This window comes from Aristaeella hokkaidonensis, assembly GCF_018128945.1.
In the GTDB taxonomy this organism is placed as follows: Bacteria; Bacillota; Clostridia; order Christensenellales; family Aristaeellaceae; genus Aristaeella; species Aristaeella hokkaidonensis.
Window position 1 is genome coordinate 514784 of sequence record NZ_CP068393.1, and the last position, 18104, is coordinate 532887.

General features: G+C 55.3%; 15 protein-coding genes. 13 read left to right on the forward strand and 2 right to left on the reverse strand.

Features of this window, described 5'->3' with window-relative positions; all coding sequences use genetic code 11:
- The 3 genes from fumC (at position 1) to JYE49_RS02420 (ending at position 2884) form a co-directional block, all read left to right on the forward strand.
- Entirely contained in the window at positions 1–1374 is a 1374-nt protein-coding gene (gene fumC, locus JYE49_RS02410; RefSeq protein ID WP_093955888.1) for a class II fumarate hydratase, read from the forward strand.
- Positions 1375–1448: 74 nt separating this feature from the next.
- The gene (locus tag JYE49_RS02415) at positions 1449–2645 is read left to right on the forward strand and encodes an alanyl-tRNA editing protein (protein WP_179217160.1); all 1197 of its coding nucleotides are present in this window, start codon (positions 1449–1451) and stop codon (positions 2643–2645) included.
- Entirely contained in the window at positions 2642–2884 is a 243-nt protein-coding gene (locus JYE49_RS02420) for a hypothetical protein (RefSeq protein ID WP_093955890.1), read from the forward strand. Before JYE49_RS02415 ends, JYE49_RS02420 begins: the two co-directional genes overlap by 4 nt.
- A gap of 48 nt (positions 2885–2932) precedes the next feature.
- Here JYE49_RS02420 and secG read toward each other — a convergent pair whose 3' ends face one another.
- Entirely contained in the window at positions 2933–3160 is a 228-nt protein-coding gene (gene secG / locus JYE49_RS02425) for a preprotein translocase subunit SecG (RefSeq protein WP_179217161.1), read from the reverse strand.
- Positions 3161–3360: 200 nt separating this feature from the next.
- Complete coding sequence (locus JYE49_RS02430; protein WP_093955892.1) at positions 3361–4047, reverse strand: GntR family transcriptional regulator; 687 nt, start codon at positions 4045–4047, stop codon at positions 3361–3363.
- 204 nt (positions 4048–4251) lie between these two features.
- Between JYE49_RS02430 and murB the strand changes: the two genes are divergently transcribed.
- From murB to JYE49_RS02480, 10 genes are all read left to right on the forward strand, one after another.
- Complete coding sequence (gene murB, locus JYE49_RS02435; RefSeq protein WP_093955893.1) at positions 4252–5130, forward strand: UDP-N-acetylmuramate dehydrogenase; 879 nt, start codon at positions 4252–4254, stop codon at positions 5128–5130.
- Positions 5127–6029 (forward strand): RNase adapter RapZ, encoded by a 903-nt coding sequence (rapZ, locus tag JYE49_RS02440; RefSeq protein WP_093955894.1) that lies wholly within the window; start codon positions 5127–5129, stop codon positions 6027–6029. The genes murB and rapZ overlap by 4 nt, the downstream gene beginning before the upstream one ends.
- On the forward strand, positions 6029–7015 hold the full coding sequence (gene whiA, locus JYE49_RS02445) for a DNA-binding protein WhiA (RefSeq protein WP_093955895.1): 987 nt from the start codon (positions 6029–6031) through the stop codon (positions 7013–7015). Before rapZ ends, whiA begins: the two co-directional genes overlap by 1 nt.
- Complete coding sequence (locus JYE49_RS02450) at positions 7012–9063, forward strand: hypothetical protein (RefSeq protein ID WP_093955896.1); 2052 nt, start codon at positions 7012–7014, stop codon at positions 9061–9063. Before whiA ends, JYE49_RS02450 begins: the two co-directional genes overlap by 4 nt.
- A 118-nt stretch (positions 9064–9181) precedes the next feature.
- The gene (locus JYE49_RS02455; RefSeq protein WP_093955897.1) at positions 9182–10054 is read left to right on the forward strand and encodes a hypothetical protein; all 873 of its coding nucleotides are present in this window, start codon (positions 9182–9184) and stop codon (positions 10052–10054) included.
- A 115-nt stretch (positions 10055–10169) separates the two neighbouring features.
- Positions 10170–10622, forward strand: a complete 453-nt coding sequence (rplI, locus tag JYE49_RS02460; RefSeq protein ID WP_093955898.1) for a 50S ribosomal protein L9 — start codon at positions 10170–10172, stop codon at positions 10620–10622.
- 112 nt (positions 10623–10734) lie between these two features.
- Positions 10735–12102: a replicative DNA helicase gene (gene dnaB / locus JYE49_RS02465; protein ID WP_283399282.1), complete on the forward strand. Its 1368-nt coding sequence runs from the start codon at positions 10735–10737 to the stop codon at positions 12100–12102.
- Positions 12103–12146: 44 nt separating this feature from the next.
- Positions 12147–13106, forward strand: a complete 960-nt coding sequence (locus JYE49_RS02470) for a 3'-5' exoribonuclease YhaM family protein (RefSeq protein WP_093955899.1) — start codon at positions 12147–12149, stop codon at positions 13104–13106.
- A gap of 165 nt (positions 13107–13271) precedes the next feature.
- The gene (locus JYE49_RS02475) at positions 13272–14156 is read left to right on the forward strand and encodes a hypothetical protein (protein WP_143754424.1); all 885 of its coding nucleotides are present in this window, start codon (positions 13272–13274) and stop codon (positions 14154–14156) included.
- Between the two features lie 89 nt (positions 14157–14245).
- Positions 14246–18028, forward strand: coding sequence for an SdrD B-like domain-containing protein (locus tag JYE49_RS02480; RefSeq protein ID WP_093955901.1), 3783 nt, complete (start codon positions 14246–14248; stop codon positions 18026–18028).
- The last annotated feature ends 76 nt before the right edge of the window (positions 18029–18104 follow it).

Here is an 18104-nt window from a genome sequence, read left to right on the forward strand (position 1 = left end):
ATGACGTACAGAACAGAACACGATTCCATGGGTGAGGTTCGCGTTCCTGCGGACCGGTACTGGGGAGCACAGACAGAGCGGAGCCGGAACAATTTTCCGATCGGCGCCGGACGGGAAAACATGCCGGAGGAAATTATCCGGGCTTTTGCCGTGCTGAAAAAGGCAGCGGCACTGGCAAACCGGGAACTGAAGCCGGCAAAAATGACGGCGGAAAAGTGCGACGCGATCCGGCAGGCGGCTGAGGAAATCCTGGCCGGCAAACTGGACGGGCATTTTCCGCTGGTGGTCTGGCAGACGGGCTCCGGTACCCAGAGCAACATGAACATGAATGAAGTCATCGCGAACCGGGGGAATGAGATCGCAGGGCAGAAGCTGCTGCACCCCAACGATGACGTGAATATGAGCCAGTCCTCCAACGATACTTTCCCCACGGCGATGCATATTGCCGCGGCAGAAGCCATGGAGCGGACAGGCGCGGCTCTGACCCGGCTGAAGGATGAACTGATCAGGCTGGAGAAGGAAAACGCCAATGTGCTCAAGTGCGGCCGCACACATCTGCAGGACGCGACGCCGATCCTGTTCTCCCAGGAGATTTCCGGCTGGCGATCCAGCCTGGAAAAGGATGAGGAACTGCTGAAGATGGCGGAGAAACCGCTGCTTTCACTGGCCCTGGGCGGAACGGCTGTTGGTACCGGACTGAATGCTCCGGCGGGCTTTGGCAGCCTTTCTGCTGCGAAGATTGCGGAAGAAACCGGACTGCCCTTTGTGACAGCGGAAAACAAGTTCCATGCCCTGACATCCAAGGATGAAATGGTGTTTGCCCACGGTGCACTGAAGGCGCTGGCGGCGGACCTGATGAAGATTGCCAATGATGTCCGGTGGCTGGCCAGCGGCCCGCGGCTGGGACTGGGCGAGATTACAATTCCGGAGAATGAGCCGGGATCTTCCATCATGCCGGGCAAGGTGAATCCTACCCAGTGTGAGCAGGTGACCATGGTGGCGGCACAGGTGATGGGCAATGACGTGACAGTCGGCATTGCGGCCAGCCAGGGCAACTTTGAACTGAACGTATTCATGCCGGTATGCGCCTACAACTTCCTGCAGAGCGCACGGCTGCTGGCGGAGAGTATGGATTCCTTCCGGGAACGCTGTGTGAGCGGTATCCAGGCCAACCGGGAAAAGATGCAGGAGAATGTGGAGCGGTCCCTGATGCTGGTGACAGCCCTGTCTCCGAAGATCGGCTATGAGAACGCGGCGAAGACCGCGCAGACAGCGCACAGGGAAGGGCTGAGCTTGCGTGAAGCGTGCGTTAAACTCGGCTTCCTGACGGAAGAAGAGTTTGACGCGGCATATCATCCGGAAGAAATGGTTTGAATGAGGTAGGAGGTAGGAGGTAGGAGGTAGGAAGTGGGATGTATATCCTCCAGACTGCCTGCCAGCGATTGATAATGACGGAAAGACTGTATTACGACGACGCATACCTGTGGGAATTTGAGGGGAAAGTCACGTCGATAAAGAACGGGACGCGGCCGGGAGAATGGGTAATTACCCTGGACCGGAGCGCTTTCTATCCGACTTCAGGCGGGCAGCCCTATGATACCGGTACGCTGACCTTCGGCAAGGTGACCGCGAAAGTCACGGACGTGGAAGTGGACGCAGACGGGGAAGTCGTTCATACGGTGGACAAGGAAATCCCCGTGGGTACTGCGGTGCGCGGAAAAATTGACGGCGCACGGCGTACGGATCATATGGAACAGCATGGCGGCGAGCATATGCTGGCCGGCGCCATCTGGGAAAAGCTTGAGGGGACGACGATCGGCCTGCACCTGGGCCAGGCGGAATCCACTATTGACGTTTCCCTGCCGGAAGGACGGACTCATCTGACAGAGGAAGAAATCCTCATGCTGGAAAACACGGTGAACGAACGCATCCGGATGGACGCGCCGATTCGCTGCTGGTTCCCGGATGAGGATGAACTGAAGCGCCTGCCGCTGCGCAAAGCGCCCACAGTGACGGAGCATGTACGGATTGTGGCCATGGGGGATTTCGAAATGGTCGCCTGCGGCGGCACTCATCCTTCCTCCACCGGAAGAATCGGACTGATTAAGATTCTTTCCGCCATTCCGGCCAAAGGAAAAGTCCGGGTGGCTTTCGTATGCGGCGGCCGCGCAGTGAGTTTATTCCAGACCTATATGCGCTATGCTGACAAGGCCGGGGCTGCATTGAGCTGTCCGGTGGACAAGCTGTCCTCAGCGGCCAGCGACCTGAAATACAGACTGTCAGAAGCGGAAAAACGGGCCAACCGGCTGGAGACCAAGGAGATCCTGGCATCCATGATGGAAGCCGGAAACACAGAAGACCTGCCGGGCGTAACGCTGTGCGTGCTGACCATGCCGGAGACTGACGGAAGGGCCGTGACAGCGGCGGTATCTGAGTATATTTCCGCCAAGGGCAGGGCCCTGCTCCTGTGCGCCGGAGAACGGCTGACCTTTGCCCGGTCGGCGGATGTGAAGATAGATATGAATGACCTGATCAAGCGGGTTGCCCGGGGCGGCGGCAGGCCGGATATGGCCAGCGGCGCAGGAATTCCGGAGTGTGTATCCGTGGCACGGAAGATCCTGATGACGGAGGGAATCAGCAAATGACAGAAGAAAAAGACCTGATCCGGATCCGCTGGCATGTGGACCGTACACAGGATCCGGCAATGTACATGTTGATCTGCCTTCATCCGGACTATCCGAACCTGCAGGTGAGCGTTTCCTCCGGCGAGGTGACCGAGCGGGTAGCCAAGGCAAAGCTGATGCAGGAAATGTTTGAACTTGGAGAAAAGCTGGGAATCGAGCCCAGAAGGCTCCGGTTCAAGATTAACGGAATTGAAGAGTAAAAGAAAACGGCTGCTTCCACAGAAGCAGCCGTTTAAATAACAATTGAATTACTTGATGACCAGCATGAGCAAGCTCAGCACAACGAAAATCGCGGCAGCGATCTTGGTGCACAGGGCAAGCTTGGCCTCGAAGGTCTTGGCCTTGGACTTGCTGAGATAGCTGTTGGACTGGCCGGTGATGGCACTGATGCCGCCTTCTTCAGAAGACTGCATAAGAACGGAAACGATCATAAAAAGCGCTGCGATGATCAGCACGATAGAAATAACAGTAGCCATAAGAACAAAACCTCCTCGATAAATCAGCCCGCATATCATAACATAAGGGATTAACGATGTCAATGAAAAACAGAATTCTTGATGAATTCTGTTTTTTCAAATTCACAATTCATAATTCATAATTCATAATGATGTGTGTTTTCCTATGTGATGGAAAAACCAAATACAATTCTGAACTCTGAATTCTTAATTCTGAATTATTACAGTTCCCGATTCTGCTTCCTGGCAGCCAGGGCGGTGAGGCAGCATTCCTTGCTGCGCTCAATGTGGTGCTTCATCAGGGTTTCGAAAGCGGGCAGATCCTTCTGCTCCACCAGGTCCACCAGCTTGTGATGCTCCGCATTGGCGTCGGACCGGCGGTCCTCCTGACGGATGGCCATGGCGGAGAAGCGGCGGATGTATTCATCCTGACCTTCAATGACCCGCAGGATGCGGTTCTTTCCGGAAATGGAAGTCAGCCGGGTATGGAAGTCACGGGCGATGGGGGAGAGGTTCTCCACATCGTTCTTCGCATCCAGCTCGTCCATCCTGGCAAGCATTTCCCGCAGCTCGGCAATGTCTTCCGCCGTAGCGTTGGCGATAATGTCCGGCAGCGTCAGCATTTCCAGACTGTTGCGGATGGTGTAGATCTGCTCCACGTCATCGGCGGTAAAGGCGTGCACAATAACGCCCCGGCGCATGACGTATTCTACGAGACCGTCCCGTTCCAGCTTCCGCAGGGCTTCTCTCAGCGGCGTGCGGGAAATGTGAAGACGATCGGCGTAATCTGTTTCGACGATCCGTTCACCGGCGGGAATCTCACCGGTAATAATGGCCTTTTTCAGCACTTCGTAAGCGATTTCCCGAATGGGCCGGCTTTCCATCATAGGCTGGAATGACAGGGACATGCTCTTTCCTCCTCATCAATAAGTACAGAATTTTTTCTGCACTTTGTATACAAATTACAGCAAAAAAACAATTTTGTCAATAAGTTGCAGAGAAAGGGATAAAAACGGTATAATAATACGTTAAATTTATTTCCTGATTCTTTGATCAGAAAGCATATTTACTGAGATTACTGTTGCCGAAAGGGCAATGAAGGAGCGGGATACATGTTCGAGAAGTTCAACGCACTGGTGAATGAGCCGATGAGTGCGCACACGACGCTGAAGCTCGGCGGGCCGGCAGATTATATGGTTTTCCCCCATGACGAGGAAGAGATTGCCGCTTTGTTTGCCGAGGCTTGTGCAAACAACGTCCCGGTGACAGTGATCGGACACGGAAGCAATCTGCTGGTGCGGGACGGCGGTATCCGCGGCCTGGTGATCTGTATTGGAAAGAACATGCGCCAGATTACCCGGGAGGGCAACATCATCCGCGCACAGGCCGGTGCAATGCTGGGCACTGTGGCGATGGAAGCAGCGGAAGCCGGACTGCGGGGGCTGGAATTTGCTTCCGGGATTCCCGGTACCGTGGGCGGCGGCGTGACCATGAACGCCGGCGCATATTGCGGAGAGATTGTGCAGGTAGTAAAGGAAGTACACGGTATTTATCCGGACGGCAGGAAGATCTGCCTGAGCCGGGAAGAAATGGACTTCGGCTATCGTCATTCTGTTGTAATGGAAAAAGGCTTTATCGTTACGGAAGCCGTTTTTGAACTGGAACCCGGTGATCCGGCTGTGATCCGCGCGAGGATGTCTGAGCTGAACGCGAAACGCGCTGAAAAACAACCGCTGGACCTGCCCAGTGCCGGCAGCACATTCAAACGCCCTGAAGGATATTACGCTTCAGCACTGATTGATCAGTGCGGCCTGAAGGGATACAGCATCGGCGGGGCGCGGGTGAGCGAGAAACATGCCGGCTTCCTGGTGAATACCGGTAAAAGCAGCAAGGATTTCCTGAATCTGATGCAAAAGGTGCAGGATATAGTGGAAGAAAGGGCTGGTGTCCGGCTGGAGCCGGAGATCAGGATAATCGGTACAGATTTATGAGATATATCATCGTCACAGGCCAGAGCGGAGCGGGCAAGACGGCCTGCGTCCGCTATCTGGAGGATAAGGGAAGCTTCTGCATGGATAACATGCCGCCGATGATGCTTCCGAAACTGATCGAAGCCTTTGACACAACCCCGGTGAAGCACCAGACGGTGACGATCGCTGTGGACGTGCGCAGCGGCGAGTTTTTTGACGCCAACGCCGTGGCGAAAATGATCCGGGAACTGCGCCAGATGGGTCATCAGATTGAGCTGATCTTTATGGAGGCCAGCGACGAGACGCTGCTGGACCGCTACAAGGAGACGAGACGGGAACACCCCCTGTGCCAGGAAGGCCTGACCCTGATCGAGGCCATCGTGGAGGAACGCACCCGCCTGCAGCCGCTGCGGGAAACCGCCGGCTACGTGATTGATACCACGAATATGACTTCCCGGGCCATGAAGAAGGCGCTGGACAAGGCCCTGGGCGATCTGTCCGATACGGAACCACCGATCCGGGCAGAAATTCTCAGCTTCGGTTTCAAAAGAGGCCTGCCGCGGCAGGCAGACCTGGTGGCGGACGTCCGCTTCCTGCCGAATCCCTTCTATATTGAAAACCTGTGCAGGCATTGCGGCCTGGATGAAGATGTGCGCAGCTTCGTGATGGATCATCCCACCACGCAGGAGTTTATGCGCCGGTATACGGAACTGCTGGATTTCCTGATTCCCCATTACCGGGAAGAGGGAAAGCGCCGGCTGGTGATCGCCATCGGCTGCACCGGCGGAGCCCACCGCTCTGTCGCCATTGCCGAGGCGCTGGGACAGTACCTGCGGGAGCAGGGACTGCCGACAGAAATCAACCACAGGGACCTGCTGCTGGAGCAGGCACGCTGGACGACGCCGGTTGAGGAGGAATAATGCGCACTTCGGACACGCGGAGCTTTTCCGCCGGGGTAAAGGAGGAACTGATCCGGCTTCCCCTGGGGAAATCCTGCTGTATGCTCAGTGAGATTTCTGCCCTGACCCAGACTTCCGGTCATCTGTCCTTCCGGGGCGGCGGCTGGATCTCCGTCAGTTACCGGCTGGATAATGCAGGTACGGCCCGACGGCTTTTTCAGCTTCTGAAAATGCGCCTGGGAGCCGCACCCAAGCTTCATTTTGTCCAGACAAGCCAGCTGGGCGGACGCCGGAGCTGCGTACTGACCCTGGGAACAGATGATACGCGTGCCCTGCTGAACGCCCTGCATATGGCAGAGGAAGATGAGAACGGCCAGCTTCACCTGAAACATACCGTTCCGCGGCATCCGATGACGCGCCAGTGCTGCCGCCGGGCTTTCCTGCGCGGAGCATTTCTCGGCGCGGGAACGATGACCAACCCGGAAAAAGGATATCATTTTGAGTGGAAAGCGGATGACCGGCTGGCGGATACACTGGAGAAGCTGCTGGAGAAATGCGAGCTGCCTTATCACAGTTATCTGCGGAAAGGGCAGAGGATTATCTACCTGAAGGACGCTCAACAGATCTCCGACATGCTGGCAATCATGGGCGCCGGCAGCAGCGTGCTGGATATGGAAAACATCCGAATCAACAAGCAGCTGCGGGCCGCAGCGACACGGGCTGCCAACTGCGATGAGCATAACAGTGAAAAAATGCTGGACGCGGGCCAGAAACAGGCGGAAGCCATCCGTCGGATCTCGCTTGCCCGCGGCCTGTTTACACTGCCTCCGGCTCTGAGGGAAGTGGCGAGACTTCGGGTTGAAAACCCGGATATGAGCCTTCAGGAGCTGGGAGAAATGATGGATCCGCCGGTCGGCAAGAGCGGCGTGAACCACCGGCTGCGCCGATTGATGGAGATTGCGCAGCAGGTGGAAAAGGAATACGGGAAAGGGGGAGAAGAAGGATGATGATCGCATCGCTGGCATACTGCCTGATGTATCTGTTCTTCGGTATGATGACGGTCCGCTTCCTGCTGCCCCGGCACCGCCCGCTGAACCGGCTGTGGCTGGGCATGAGCCTGGGCCTGCTGGAGGAAATGTGGCTGCCGGCCCTGGGTGCTTTCCTGTTCCGGTTTGATGTGGAGGCGCATGCTTTTGCTGCGGGTATCCTGTTTTTACTGACCCTTTTGTGCTGGTTCCTGCGGGATAAGCGTACACCGGCAGAATGGGATGAAAAGGAAAACCAGTTACTTCGGCAGCTGCTGATTATTGGGGTTCCGCTGACCATGCTGGGCATCTGGCTGCAGTACAGCCATGTGATGCGCGTGGATGCGAACGGAAACTGGAATGTGGGGCAGAGCACCTATGGGGATCTGCCGATGCACCTGAGTTTTGTGACCGGGTTGATCGGGAAAAAGTTCCCGGCGGACTATCCGTTCTTCCCGGGTGCGCAGCTGAGCTATCCTTTCCTTACGGACAGCCTGAGCTCCACCTTCTATCTGCTGGGATGCAGCCTGCAGGCTGCAGTGATTATACCCGGATCGCTGATGATGGCCCTGTGCTATATGGGTGTGATTGTGCTGGCACGGGATATGACCGGCGGCAAAAAGACGGCGCTGCTGACGGCGGCACTGTTTTTCCTGAACGGCGGGCTGGGCTTCCTGTATGATTTTGACCAGGCGGGCAGCGGAACATGGACGGTAATGGATGCGGACGCACCCTTCCTGGCAAAAATCGGGCAGACGATATCCGACTGGTTTTCCACGGCGGCGGATCGTGTAAAGTATATCCTGACGGGGTATTACACAACACCTACCAATCAGCCGGATCCCAATAACCTGAGATGGAGCAATGTGATCTGCGATATGTTGATTCCCCAGCGGACAACGCTGGGCGGCTGGTGCATGGTTGTTCCCTGCTTTTATCTGCTTAATACGGAATTCAGAGCCAAGCTGATGGACCGGGAAAACCGGAATCGGGGACTGATCCTGCTGGGAATCTGGGCAGGCGCCCTTCCCCTGATCCATACCCACAGCTTCCTGGCTCTGGGACTGGCATCCCTGGGTGCCATGTGCTACGATTTGATCCACGGAGATCCGAAAGCGCTTATGGAACGCAGATCCCGGTGGATGATCCTGCTCCGGTATATTGTTTATGCCCTGATTGTCCTGGTACTGGCCGCACCGCAGCTTTTCTGCTTCACCTTTGCCCAGGCTTTCCAGGAGGGATCCCATTCCTTCCTGAAGCTGCAGTTCAACTGGGTGAACAATCCGGGCGGAAACGGCATGCGGGACCTGTATCTCTGGTTCTATATCAAGAATATCGGCCTGCCGGTTCTGGCACTGCTTGCGGCGCTGTTTGACAAGAAACCGAGGAATCGCCGGATTTTCTGCATGGCGCTGCCCATTATCCTGGCGGCGGAGTTTATCCGCTTCCAGCCCAATGAATATGATAACAACAAACTGTTTTACCTGGCGTGGCTGCTGTGCTGCATGATTATCGCTGACTGGATATCCGGCCTCTGGAAACGGCTGGAGGGTTTCGGCGGAAGAAGATTCCTGGCGGTGCTTGCGGCGGCGGTCACTTTCTTCAGCGCCGGGTTGACGATCTGGCGTGAATGCGTATCCAGTTATATGGCCTTCAGTGCCGATTCTGTGGAGGCCGGCGAATATGCCCTGGACAATACCCCGCAGGACGCTGTGTTCATAACCGGAACCCAGCATCTGAACCCCGTACTTTCCATTGCAGGAAGGTCGATTGTGTGCGGACCGGACCTGTGGCTGTATTATCATGGCTTTGATACATGGGAACGGAACCAGGACCTGGAAGCGTTTTATGAGGATCCCAAAGCGAACAGTCACGTTCCGGCAAAGTACGGGGCGGAATATGTGTTCGTTTCCAGCTATGAACTGAGCAGTTACAACGTGGACGAGGAAGGCCTGGAAGCACTGGGCGAAAAGGTCTTTGAAAACAGTGAAGCATGCATCTACAAACTGGTTTCCGGAAAAACCGAATAAAAGTCTAAATTCAGATAAAAATTCCTGTTCAAAAAGGTGGGATTGTGATAGAATAAACACAAATCCAAACCGGCGTGGCCGGATCACGTTTTATCAACTGAACAGGAGGAATATTTTCATGAAGAAGACCGGTATTGCTGCTATTGCCCTGCTCGCCATCGTGGCCATCGTCTTTGCTGTCCTGTACTTTACGGGAAACGGCGATCTGACCAAGGCCAAGAATGACCTGACCGCTCAGGTTGAAAGTCTGACCAATGACGCAACTAAGGCCGCGGAAGACGCTGCTGCTTCCCTGAAGACCGTGACAGATGAGAAGGACGCCCTTGCCGCTCAGGTTGAAACCCTGACTGCCGACGCTGCCAAGGCTGCTGAAGAAGCTGCCGCCCAGCTGAAGGCTGTGACGGATGAGAAGGATGCCCTTGCTGCACAGGTTGAAAGCCTGACTGCCGACGCCGAAAAGGCCAAGACCGATGCGGAAAGCGCCCTGCAGACCGTGAAGGATGAAGCCGCCAAGGCCGCTGAAGAAGCTGCCACCGCTCTGCAGACCGCGAAGGACGAAGCTGCTGCCGCTCTGCAGGCCGCCAAGGATGAGGCCGCTGCCGCTCTGAAGAGCGTGACAGATGAGAAAGATACCCTGGCCGCAAAGGTGAATGAACTGACTGCTGCTGCCGAGACGAGCGTTGCCGCTGCTGCGGATGACGTGAAGACCCAGATCGAAGCGCTCACCGGCGAAAAGGATGCCCTGACCGCGAAGGTTGACGAGCTGACCGCCGCTGCCACCAAAGCCAAGGAAGAAGCCGAAGCTGCCCTGAAGACTGCTGCTGACGAAGCGAAGACCACCATCGATGGCCTGAACAAGCAGATCGAAGAGCTGAAGGATTCCGTGGACTTTGACAAGATGGACGAAAAGGGACTGAAGGGCGTTGTTGAGAAGCTGGTTGAGCCCCTGAAGAAGATCGGCCTGGAAATCAAGGAGATCGTTAAGGAATAAGATCCTCCCTGAGCTTGTATTTACCTGCCCGCTTTCATCCGAAAGCGGGCGTTTTTCTTGCTTTTTGAAGGGAAATGGGATAAAATATTCATAATGTGCAGGAGGTAGATTCAACATGAAGGTTGTATTGTTGAAGGATGTTAAGAACATTGGGAAAAGGGACGATATCGTAACGGTGAGTGACGGTTATGCCCGGAATTTCCTGTTTCCCCAGAAGCTGGCGGTCGAAGCCACTCCCGGAGCAATGAAGGAAATCCAGCGTAAGCGCGCTGCCCAGGACGCCCGCGAAGCGGAAATGCTGGCTGAAGCGAAGAACAAGGCCGCGTCCCTGAAGGATAAGGTGATTGCGCTTGAAGTCAAGTGCGGCGACAAGGGCCGTCTGTATGGTTCCGTAACAAGCGCCGAAGTAGCGGACGCGCTGGAAAAGCAGCACGGCATCAAAGTGGATAAGCGGAAGATCGATATCGGCGATCCTATTCGTGAGACCGGTATCCGTGAAATTTCTGTGTGGCTCTATTCCGGAGTGACCACGCCCATGAAGCTGGACGTGCAGCCCATGAAAAAGTAATTCAGAATTCAGAATTAAGAATTCGGGATTATTAGTTATTTGCATCACAGGACCGGATTTGTCATTCTGAAGCGGGGTATAAAATCCGGACAGGTAAGAAGGAAATACAGGAATGGACATCAGGGAAGAAACGGGGAGCATGGTGCCGCCCAACAGCGTTGAGGCGGAGATCAGTGTCCTGGGCGCAATGCTGCAGGACAGCTCTGCTGTGCTTCGCGCGGCTGAACAGCTGGTGCCCGAAGACTTCTATCATCCGGAGCATGCGGAAATTTTCCGCGTGATGGCGGATATGAACCGCCAGCAGATGCCTATCGACCTGGTGACCCTGCAGGCTGAATTGTCCCGCAAGGGTTCGCTGGAAGGTGTCGGCGGTATCCGGTATCTGATGAAGATCAACGCGGATGTTCCTACCGCGGCCAACGTCCGGTCCTATATTGATATTGTCCGGGAAAAGAGCACCCTACGGAAGCTGATTGCTGCGTGCAAAAACATTACCCGGGAGTGCTACACCCAGGACAAGGAATTACAGGACGTGTTGACCGGCGCGGAGAAGGCGATATTCGATATCGTCATGAACCGCCAGGAAGGGGAAGAACTGAAGCCCCTGAGTGAAGTGCTGGTCAATACCTATGAGATCATTGAGGAACTGGCCAGGCAAAAAGGTCAGATTGCTGGTGTACCCACCGGATTTACAGATCTGGATAACATGCTGACCGGCCTGCATGGGGGCGAACTGATCATCATCGGTGCACGCCCGGCCATGGGTAAAACATCCTTTGCCATGAATATTGCGGAATATGCTGCGGTGAACAAGGGCAAGGTGACGGCAGTATTCACGCTGGAAATGCCCCGGGAACAGATTGCCATGCGTATGTTGTGCTCGGACGCCCGGGTGGATATGCAGCGGGTTCGTAAAGGAACGCTGCATGATGATGACTGGGTCAAACTGGCCAAGTCCCTTGGACCGCTTTCTGCGGCGCCCATGTATATTGATGATACGGCAGCCCTGTCTCCCACACAGCTGCGGTCCAGATGCCGCCGGCTGATGATGGACAAGGGCCTGGATCTGATTGTGGTGGACTACCTGGGACTGATGAAATCAGACGGAAAGTCTGAAAGCCGTCAGCTGGAAGTCAGCGAAATCAGCCGCAGGCTGAAGGCCATCGCCCTGGAAATGAAGATCCCGATCATTGCATGCGCCCAGCTGAGCCGTGCCAACAAGGACCGTATTGACAAGCGGCCGCTGCTGAGTGACCTGCGTGATTCCGGTTCTATTGAACAGGACGCTGACGTGGTTATGTTCCTCCATCGGGAGGAATACTACAACAAAGAGACCGAGGACAAGAACATCGGCGAGGTGATCGTGTCCAAACAGCGCAGCGGTCCCCTGGGAACGGTCAAACTTGCATGGCTGAGTGAGTTCACCACCTTCGCGAATCTGGCGAGGGAGCAGATGAACGGCGGGGAAGCGCCATTCTGAATGAAGAATGAAGAATTAAGAGTTGTATTTGGAGAGAAGCGTTAATGGAGAATTATTCGGTTTGCCAGCTGCAACGGGATATGCGATATGAAGGATTCCTGCTCATCCGTTCCGCGGAGAAGCGGAAGGACAGCAAAGGCAACGATTATGTGGATATGAATCTGACGGACCGGACAGGCGAGATCAACTGCAAGATCTGGAACTGGGATCCGGAAGCGGAAACTCCGGAAGCCGGACAGCCGATCAAGGTTCGCGGAACGATCCAGGAGTATAACGGACGGCTGCAGCTGCGGGTGGAAAAATGGCGGCTGTGCACGGACGATGACCCGGTGGATATGAACGCGCTGGTTCCCTGCGCGCCGCGGAAACCGGATGATATGCTGACAGATATCGAAGAAGCGATTGAAAGCTTCTCGAATGAAGACCTGAAGAAGCTGACCCGGGGAATGCTGAAGCTGGCAGGAGACCGGCTGAGATGGTTCCCGGCAGCGCAGCGAATGCATCACGCGGAACGCAGCGGCCTGCTGCATCACACCACCGACATGCTCCGGCTGGCAGACGCGATGCTGAAGATTTATCCCTGGCTGAACAGGGATCTGCTGATGGCCGGCGTGATCATTCACGACCTGGGCAAGATTGAGGAAATGAAGAGCGACCAGACCGGCAATGTCACGGACTATACCCGGGACGGACAGCTGCTGGGACATCTGGTCCGCGGCATTACCAACCTGAATAAGGTGGCGGAAGAAGCTGGGGTCACCGGAGAAAGCCTGATCCTGCTGGAGCATATGCTGCTGAGCCATCACGGGGAGAGCGAATTCGGCAGTCCCAAACCGCCGATGTTTCCGGAAGCGGAAGCGCTGCACTGGATTGATATCATGGATGCCCGCATGAATACCATGAAGAGCGTTACGGATAAAACGCCTCCCGGAGCCTTCAGCGAAAAGATCTTCAGTCTCGACAGGAGAGTTTATCATCCGCTGTACGGAGAGGAAGACGAGTAATTCAGAATTAAGAATTCAGAATTATAACTTTACCCGGACGATGATGGAAGAAGATACAGCTGTGATACGTTCTATATGAATGTAGAGCAGAGTTTTCCTTCACAAAGTGATGAGTGAAGAGTGATGAGTGAAAAGTTTTACTTCGTAAAAGGAGGAAACAAAATCATGTGGAAGAAAAGGATTCTCTGCCTGGTACTGGTTCTGTGCTCCATTCTGGTGCTGTCATCCTGTCAGAAGAAAGAAACCTTCATGACCCTGGATCAGCAGCAACAGCTACAGCAGCAACAGCAGCAGACTGCTTCTCAGTCGTCTGACGCGCAGAATCTCTTCGGGGAAACGGCGCTGCCGCAGCAGAATACGATTGATGACTTTGACAGCGGTGATTACGATCCTTCCCAGGAAGAGGGCGGAGACGAGGAATTCCTCGAGACCCTGAGCAATATCGTGGATGTTCAGACTCCTGCTCCCACAATGAAGAGCGAGTATGCCGGGGCTACCCCTGTGCTGGTCGACCCGATCGACAAGCCCACCCCCACGCCGCTGCCGCCGCTGACATTCAACTATGAGAAGTATGAAGCATCGGCTCTCCATCTGACTTTTGAAGGGCCTGCGGGCTGGGTGAAAGATGACAGTATGCCTGACACCTATATCCTGACCAACCCGACGGCGGGTGTGGACTATGCGGCGCAGCTGTCCATCCAGCTGGTTCCCGTGGACAAGGCCAGGAACAAGAACGAGCTGATCAAGGAAGTCAAGAGCAGACTGGACGAAATCGGCGGCACCTGCCTGAAGTATGAGCGCTCCCAGACGGCCGGCCGTAAGTTCATGAACGTGGACGGCGTCTATGCCAACTACAAGGCAACCACGCTGGATGGCGCCAAGATCGCGGGTCGTATGATCATCTCCTGCGTCAACAAGACACTGTATATCCTGCATGTCAGCTATCCGCAGGGATACACCAGTGTTTATGTGGACAACGTGTATGACAAGTTCCGTCACACGGTGAAGATCATCGACACTACCGCAGCAGCTGCCACCAAAACAAACTGAATCCTGGTTTTATGTAAATACCGGTCACGACGCGCTCTCCGTTTACCGGAAAGCGCGTTGTAGTCTACTATCTGGAGGCAATTCTGAAGATGTTAAAGTCAAACCGCTGTATTGCGTTACTGCTCGTACTGGTGCTGATGTGCGGGATGATCCCTGCAGCCCAGGCGGATGTGGTAACGCTGGGTATCTATTTCTGCGGCAGGAAGGTTTCCGCAGACGGTACGGAAAATATCGTCCGGCTGGATGGCACATTCCGCGTAATGCAGAACGGTGAGGAAATAGGTACCATCGAGGCGGGTAAAGAAACCCTGACTCTGCCGGATACGGAACGGATCCGGATTGTTCCACTGGCGGAAACCATTGATCCCGAATGGGATCTGAGCAACGCCGCCTGTGACGTGACGCCTGACGGCGGCTCAACCTACACCGTACCGGTGATTGTGGAGCAGCTGAAGGACGGCGCTGCCACGGTATCTCAGGATACGCCCGCGGAAGAAACGGATACAGACGTCACTTCGCTTCCGGAAGAAGAGGCAGATGAAGAAGAACCGGAAAAATATGACGATGAAACAGATGGGGAAGAGGATTTCGACGAGGAACCCGCGCCGGTCGATAACGGTGCTGTAACCACGCCGACCATGCCGCCTTATGATCTGTCTGCGATCGCTCCGACTCCGGAACCTGAATGGAAGACGCTCACTCCGGGCGACGCCGTCATCCGTATCTATGCTTATTCCGATTCGAACAGCAACGGTGTGCCCAATGAAGCCGAAAAGGGTATTGCCAATGTAGTTGTTTGTCTGTTTACGGAGAATGAAGAAGCTGTTGCATCCGTGACCACCGGAACTGACGGATTTGCCGAGTTCGGCAATGTGCCGGAGGGCAATTACCGCATCAAGGCGATCCTGCCCAGGGGCTGGGCCTTCAACAAGAAGAGCCGTGAACATGAGGCATATGCCAGCCTGTTTGATTTTACGATTGACGGTGAAGCCATGAGCGATGTCTTCAGCGTCGGCGCAGGCACTGTTGCCACCCCGGGGATCTCCCTGAGCAAATGCCTGCACGTCAGCGGCACCTGCTGGTTTGAGACGCAGGTGGACGGCCTGTTCTCGGACGGTGAAGCGGTATTGCCGGGCGTCAAAATCGAGCTGGACGGCGAAAAGAACGGCCTGCATTATGAGACTGTTTCCGATGAGAACGGTGCTTTCTATATTGACCGGGTCCAGCCTGCCGCTTATAAGCTGCGGGCATATACGCCGGATGGCATGATGTTCACCCGGGCGGCTTCCCGTAACGGCAGGAAGACGGTGATCGCCAAGGACGGCGTGACCAGCTATTATCACAGGCTTGACCTGAACGATAAGGAAAGTAAGGAAAAGCAGTATATCGGCTTTACCTGGTCCGGCATCATCTCCGGTATCTGTTTCCAGGACGCCAACTATAACGGCATCTATGACGAAGGCGATCTGCCCATGGCAGGCGTCAAGGTCACCGCAATCAAGCAGGCCAAGGACGAGGAAGCGGCCGTTACCTATTCCGGTGAAGACGGCACTTATGTGCTGAGCGGCCTGCGCGCCAACACTTATAAGATGCGTGCGCTTCTGCCGGATGACGGAAGCGACTTTACAAAGACCGTCAGTGATCCGCTGGGCAACCATTTCGCGTCCAGACCGGGCAGACGGGAAAACTTCTGGCAGAACTTTGAACTGGCCAACTCCCAGCAGCGGGAGATGAACGTCGGTGTTATTTACCCTGCAACTGTTTCCGGTTACGTTTATATGGACAACGACTTCTCCGGCGACATGAACGGGAAGGAAAAGATTGTAACCGGCTACATGGTGAAGCTCCTGGATGCGGATGGAAACGTCGTGGCCCAGGATAAAACCAGTGTGAAGGGCAAGTTTGAACTGAAGGACGTACCGCCCGGAACATACAGCCTGAGCGTGAACAACAGCAGTTTCCCGCAGCTGAAGGAATATGCTTTTACCCGCCTGGGTGAGGGCAACGTGATCCTGAACAAGACGAACGGGGAAGGCTACTCTGAGAACTTCACCCTGGGTCTGGGCGAGAAACGGTCCGGGATGGATATCGGCCTGATCAAACCCGGCACCGTTAAGGGAAGCGTCTTTGCGGACCGGAACGACAACGGCGTCCGGGATGCGGATGAAAACGGCCTGACCGGTGTGACTGTCCGCCTGATGGGTGAGGAAGGCGAAGCCTTCAGCACCGTGATCGGCGAGGACGGAAATTATCTGTTTGACGCTGTGATGCCCGGCAGCTATACGCTGGAATACGTACTGCCTGAGCATGCCGTATTCGCACGGACCTCTTCCGGCGGCAATACCATCACCGGTGAAGGAACCGGCTCCAGCGCTCCCTTCAGCATGAAGTCCGGCGATGAGGTGGAAGGCCCGGTATGCGGTGCCCTGACCCTCGGACGGATTGAAGGACGGGCCTGGATGGATCATGACGGAGACGGTGACTGCGGAGGCGATGAAGAATCTGCCGGCGGCATCACCGTAACCCTGACTCCCTCCCGCGGAGAACTGGAAGAGATTACTGCAACCACCGGTGAAGACGGTGCATTCCAGCTGAACGATCTGCGCCCGGATACCTATACGCTGACCGTGAGCGCTCCGGCACAGTATGTGCTGAGCCGTACGGACAATCTGGACCTGCCGCTGACTGCCGGCAAGGACACCCAGTCTGTCCAGCTGCCCGTGATCATGGGTGCTGTCTGGAGCAACCAGCTGCTGGGCATTGTGATGCCTGCGTCCCTGAGCGGACAGTTCTGGCTGGATGAAAACAACAACGGACTGTTTGATACGGATGAACAGACACCCGCCGGCTATGAAATTACCGTAACCGACGATAAGAATGGCAAGGTCTTTGATATTCTTCGTACGGATGAAAAGGGCCGCTTTGCCACCTCCGGGATGATACCCGGCAACTTCACCCTTTCCTACACACTGGATGAACAGACCATTGCGCCGAAGGACGGCAGCAGCGATTTCCGCGAGGAGAACGGCAAGCTGGTGCTTTCCGGTATCACCCTGGCGGAAGACGAGGAACGCAGCGGCCTGCTGTTGGGTATCGTCCGCTACACAGCCATCGGAGGCACAGCCTGGATTGACCGCGGAACCGGTACTATGGATACACTGGGCGGTACAGCCGTCTCCCTGCTGGATGAGCACGGAGAAGTCCTGAAGACAGTAACCACCGGTGAAAACGGCGCATACCGCTTTGACAAGCTGATGCCCGGCAGCTACCAGCTGGACGTGACGGTACCTGAAGGTTGCGTTATCATTGAACCCAATGATCACCGGCTGAGCGGAGACCAGATTTCCGTGATCACGGATACCGTGAACCGGAAAGGCACTTCCGACATGATTAACCTGAAGATGGCCCAGGATCAGCTGAAGATGGATATCGGCTGCGTCCTGCCCGGACGCATGGGTGACCTGTGCTGGCTGGATCTGGACGGAGACGGACTGCAGGGAATGAATGAACCCGGTATCCCGAACGTGAAGATCGTCCTGATGCGCGACGGCACAGCCGTTGCGGAAACGGAAACAGATCAGTACGGTTTCTACCGCTTCAACGATCTGTATCCTGCTTCCTACACGCTGCAGGTAACCGCTCCCGCTGAAGTCAAACCGACAAAGCACCGGACAGACATCCCGATGATTTCCTCCGTACTGGAAGAGGATGACAGGGAAATCTGTGAATCCGTTGAAATTCAGGTGGAAAGCGATAAGGCAAACTATAATGCCGATATCGGCTTTATCTGCCGGAAGAACGGCGTTTATCCCGCCGGCGTCGGAGAAGGCAAAACGCAGAAGTGGATTGCCAGCTACAGCGACGACGATTAAGCCAAATCAACCGAACCCGACGGCTGCTCTTCGGAGCAGCCGCCTTTTTATATTTGTTGAATAAATACTTGCACAA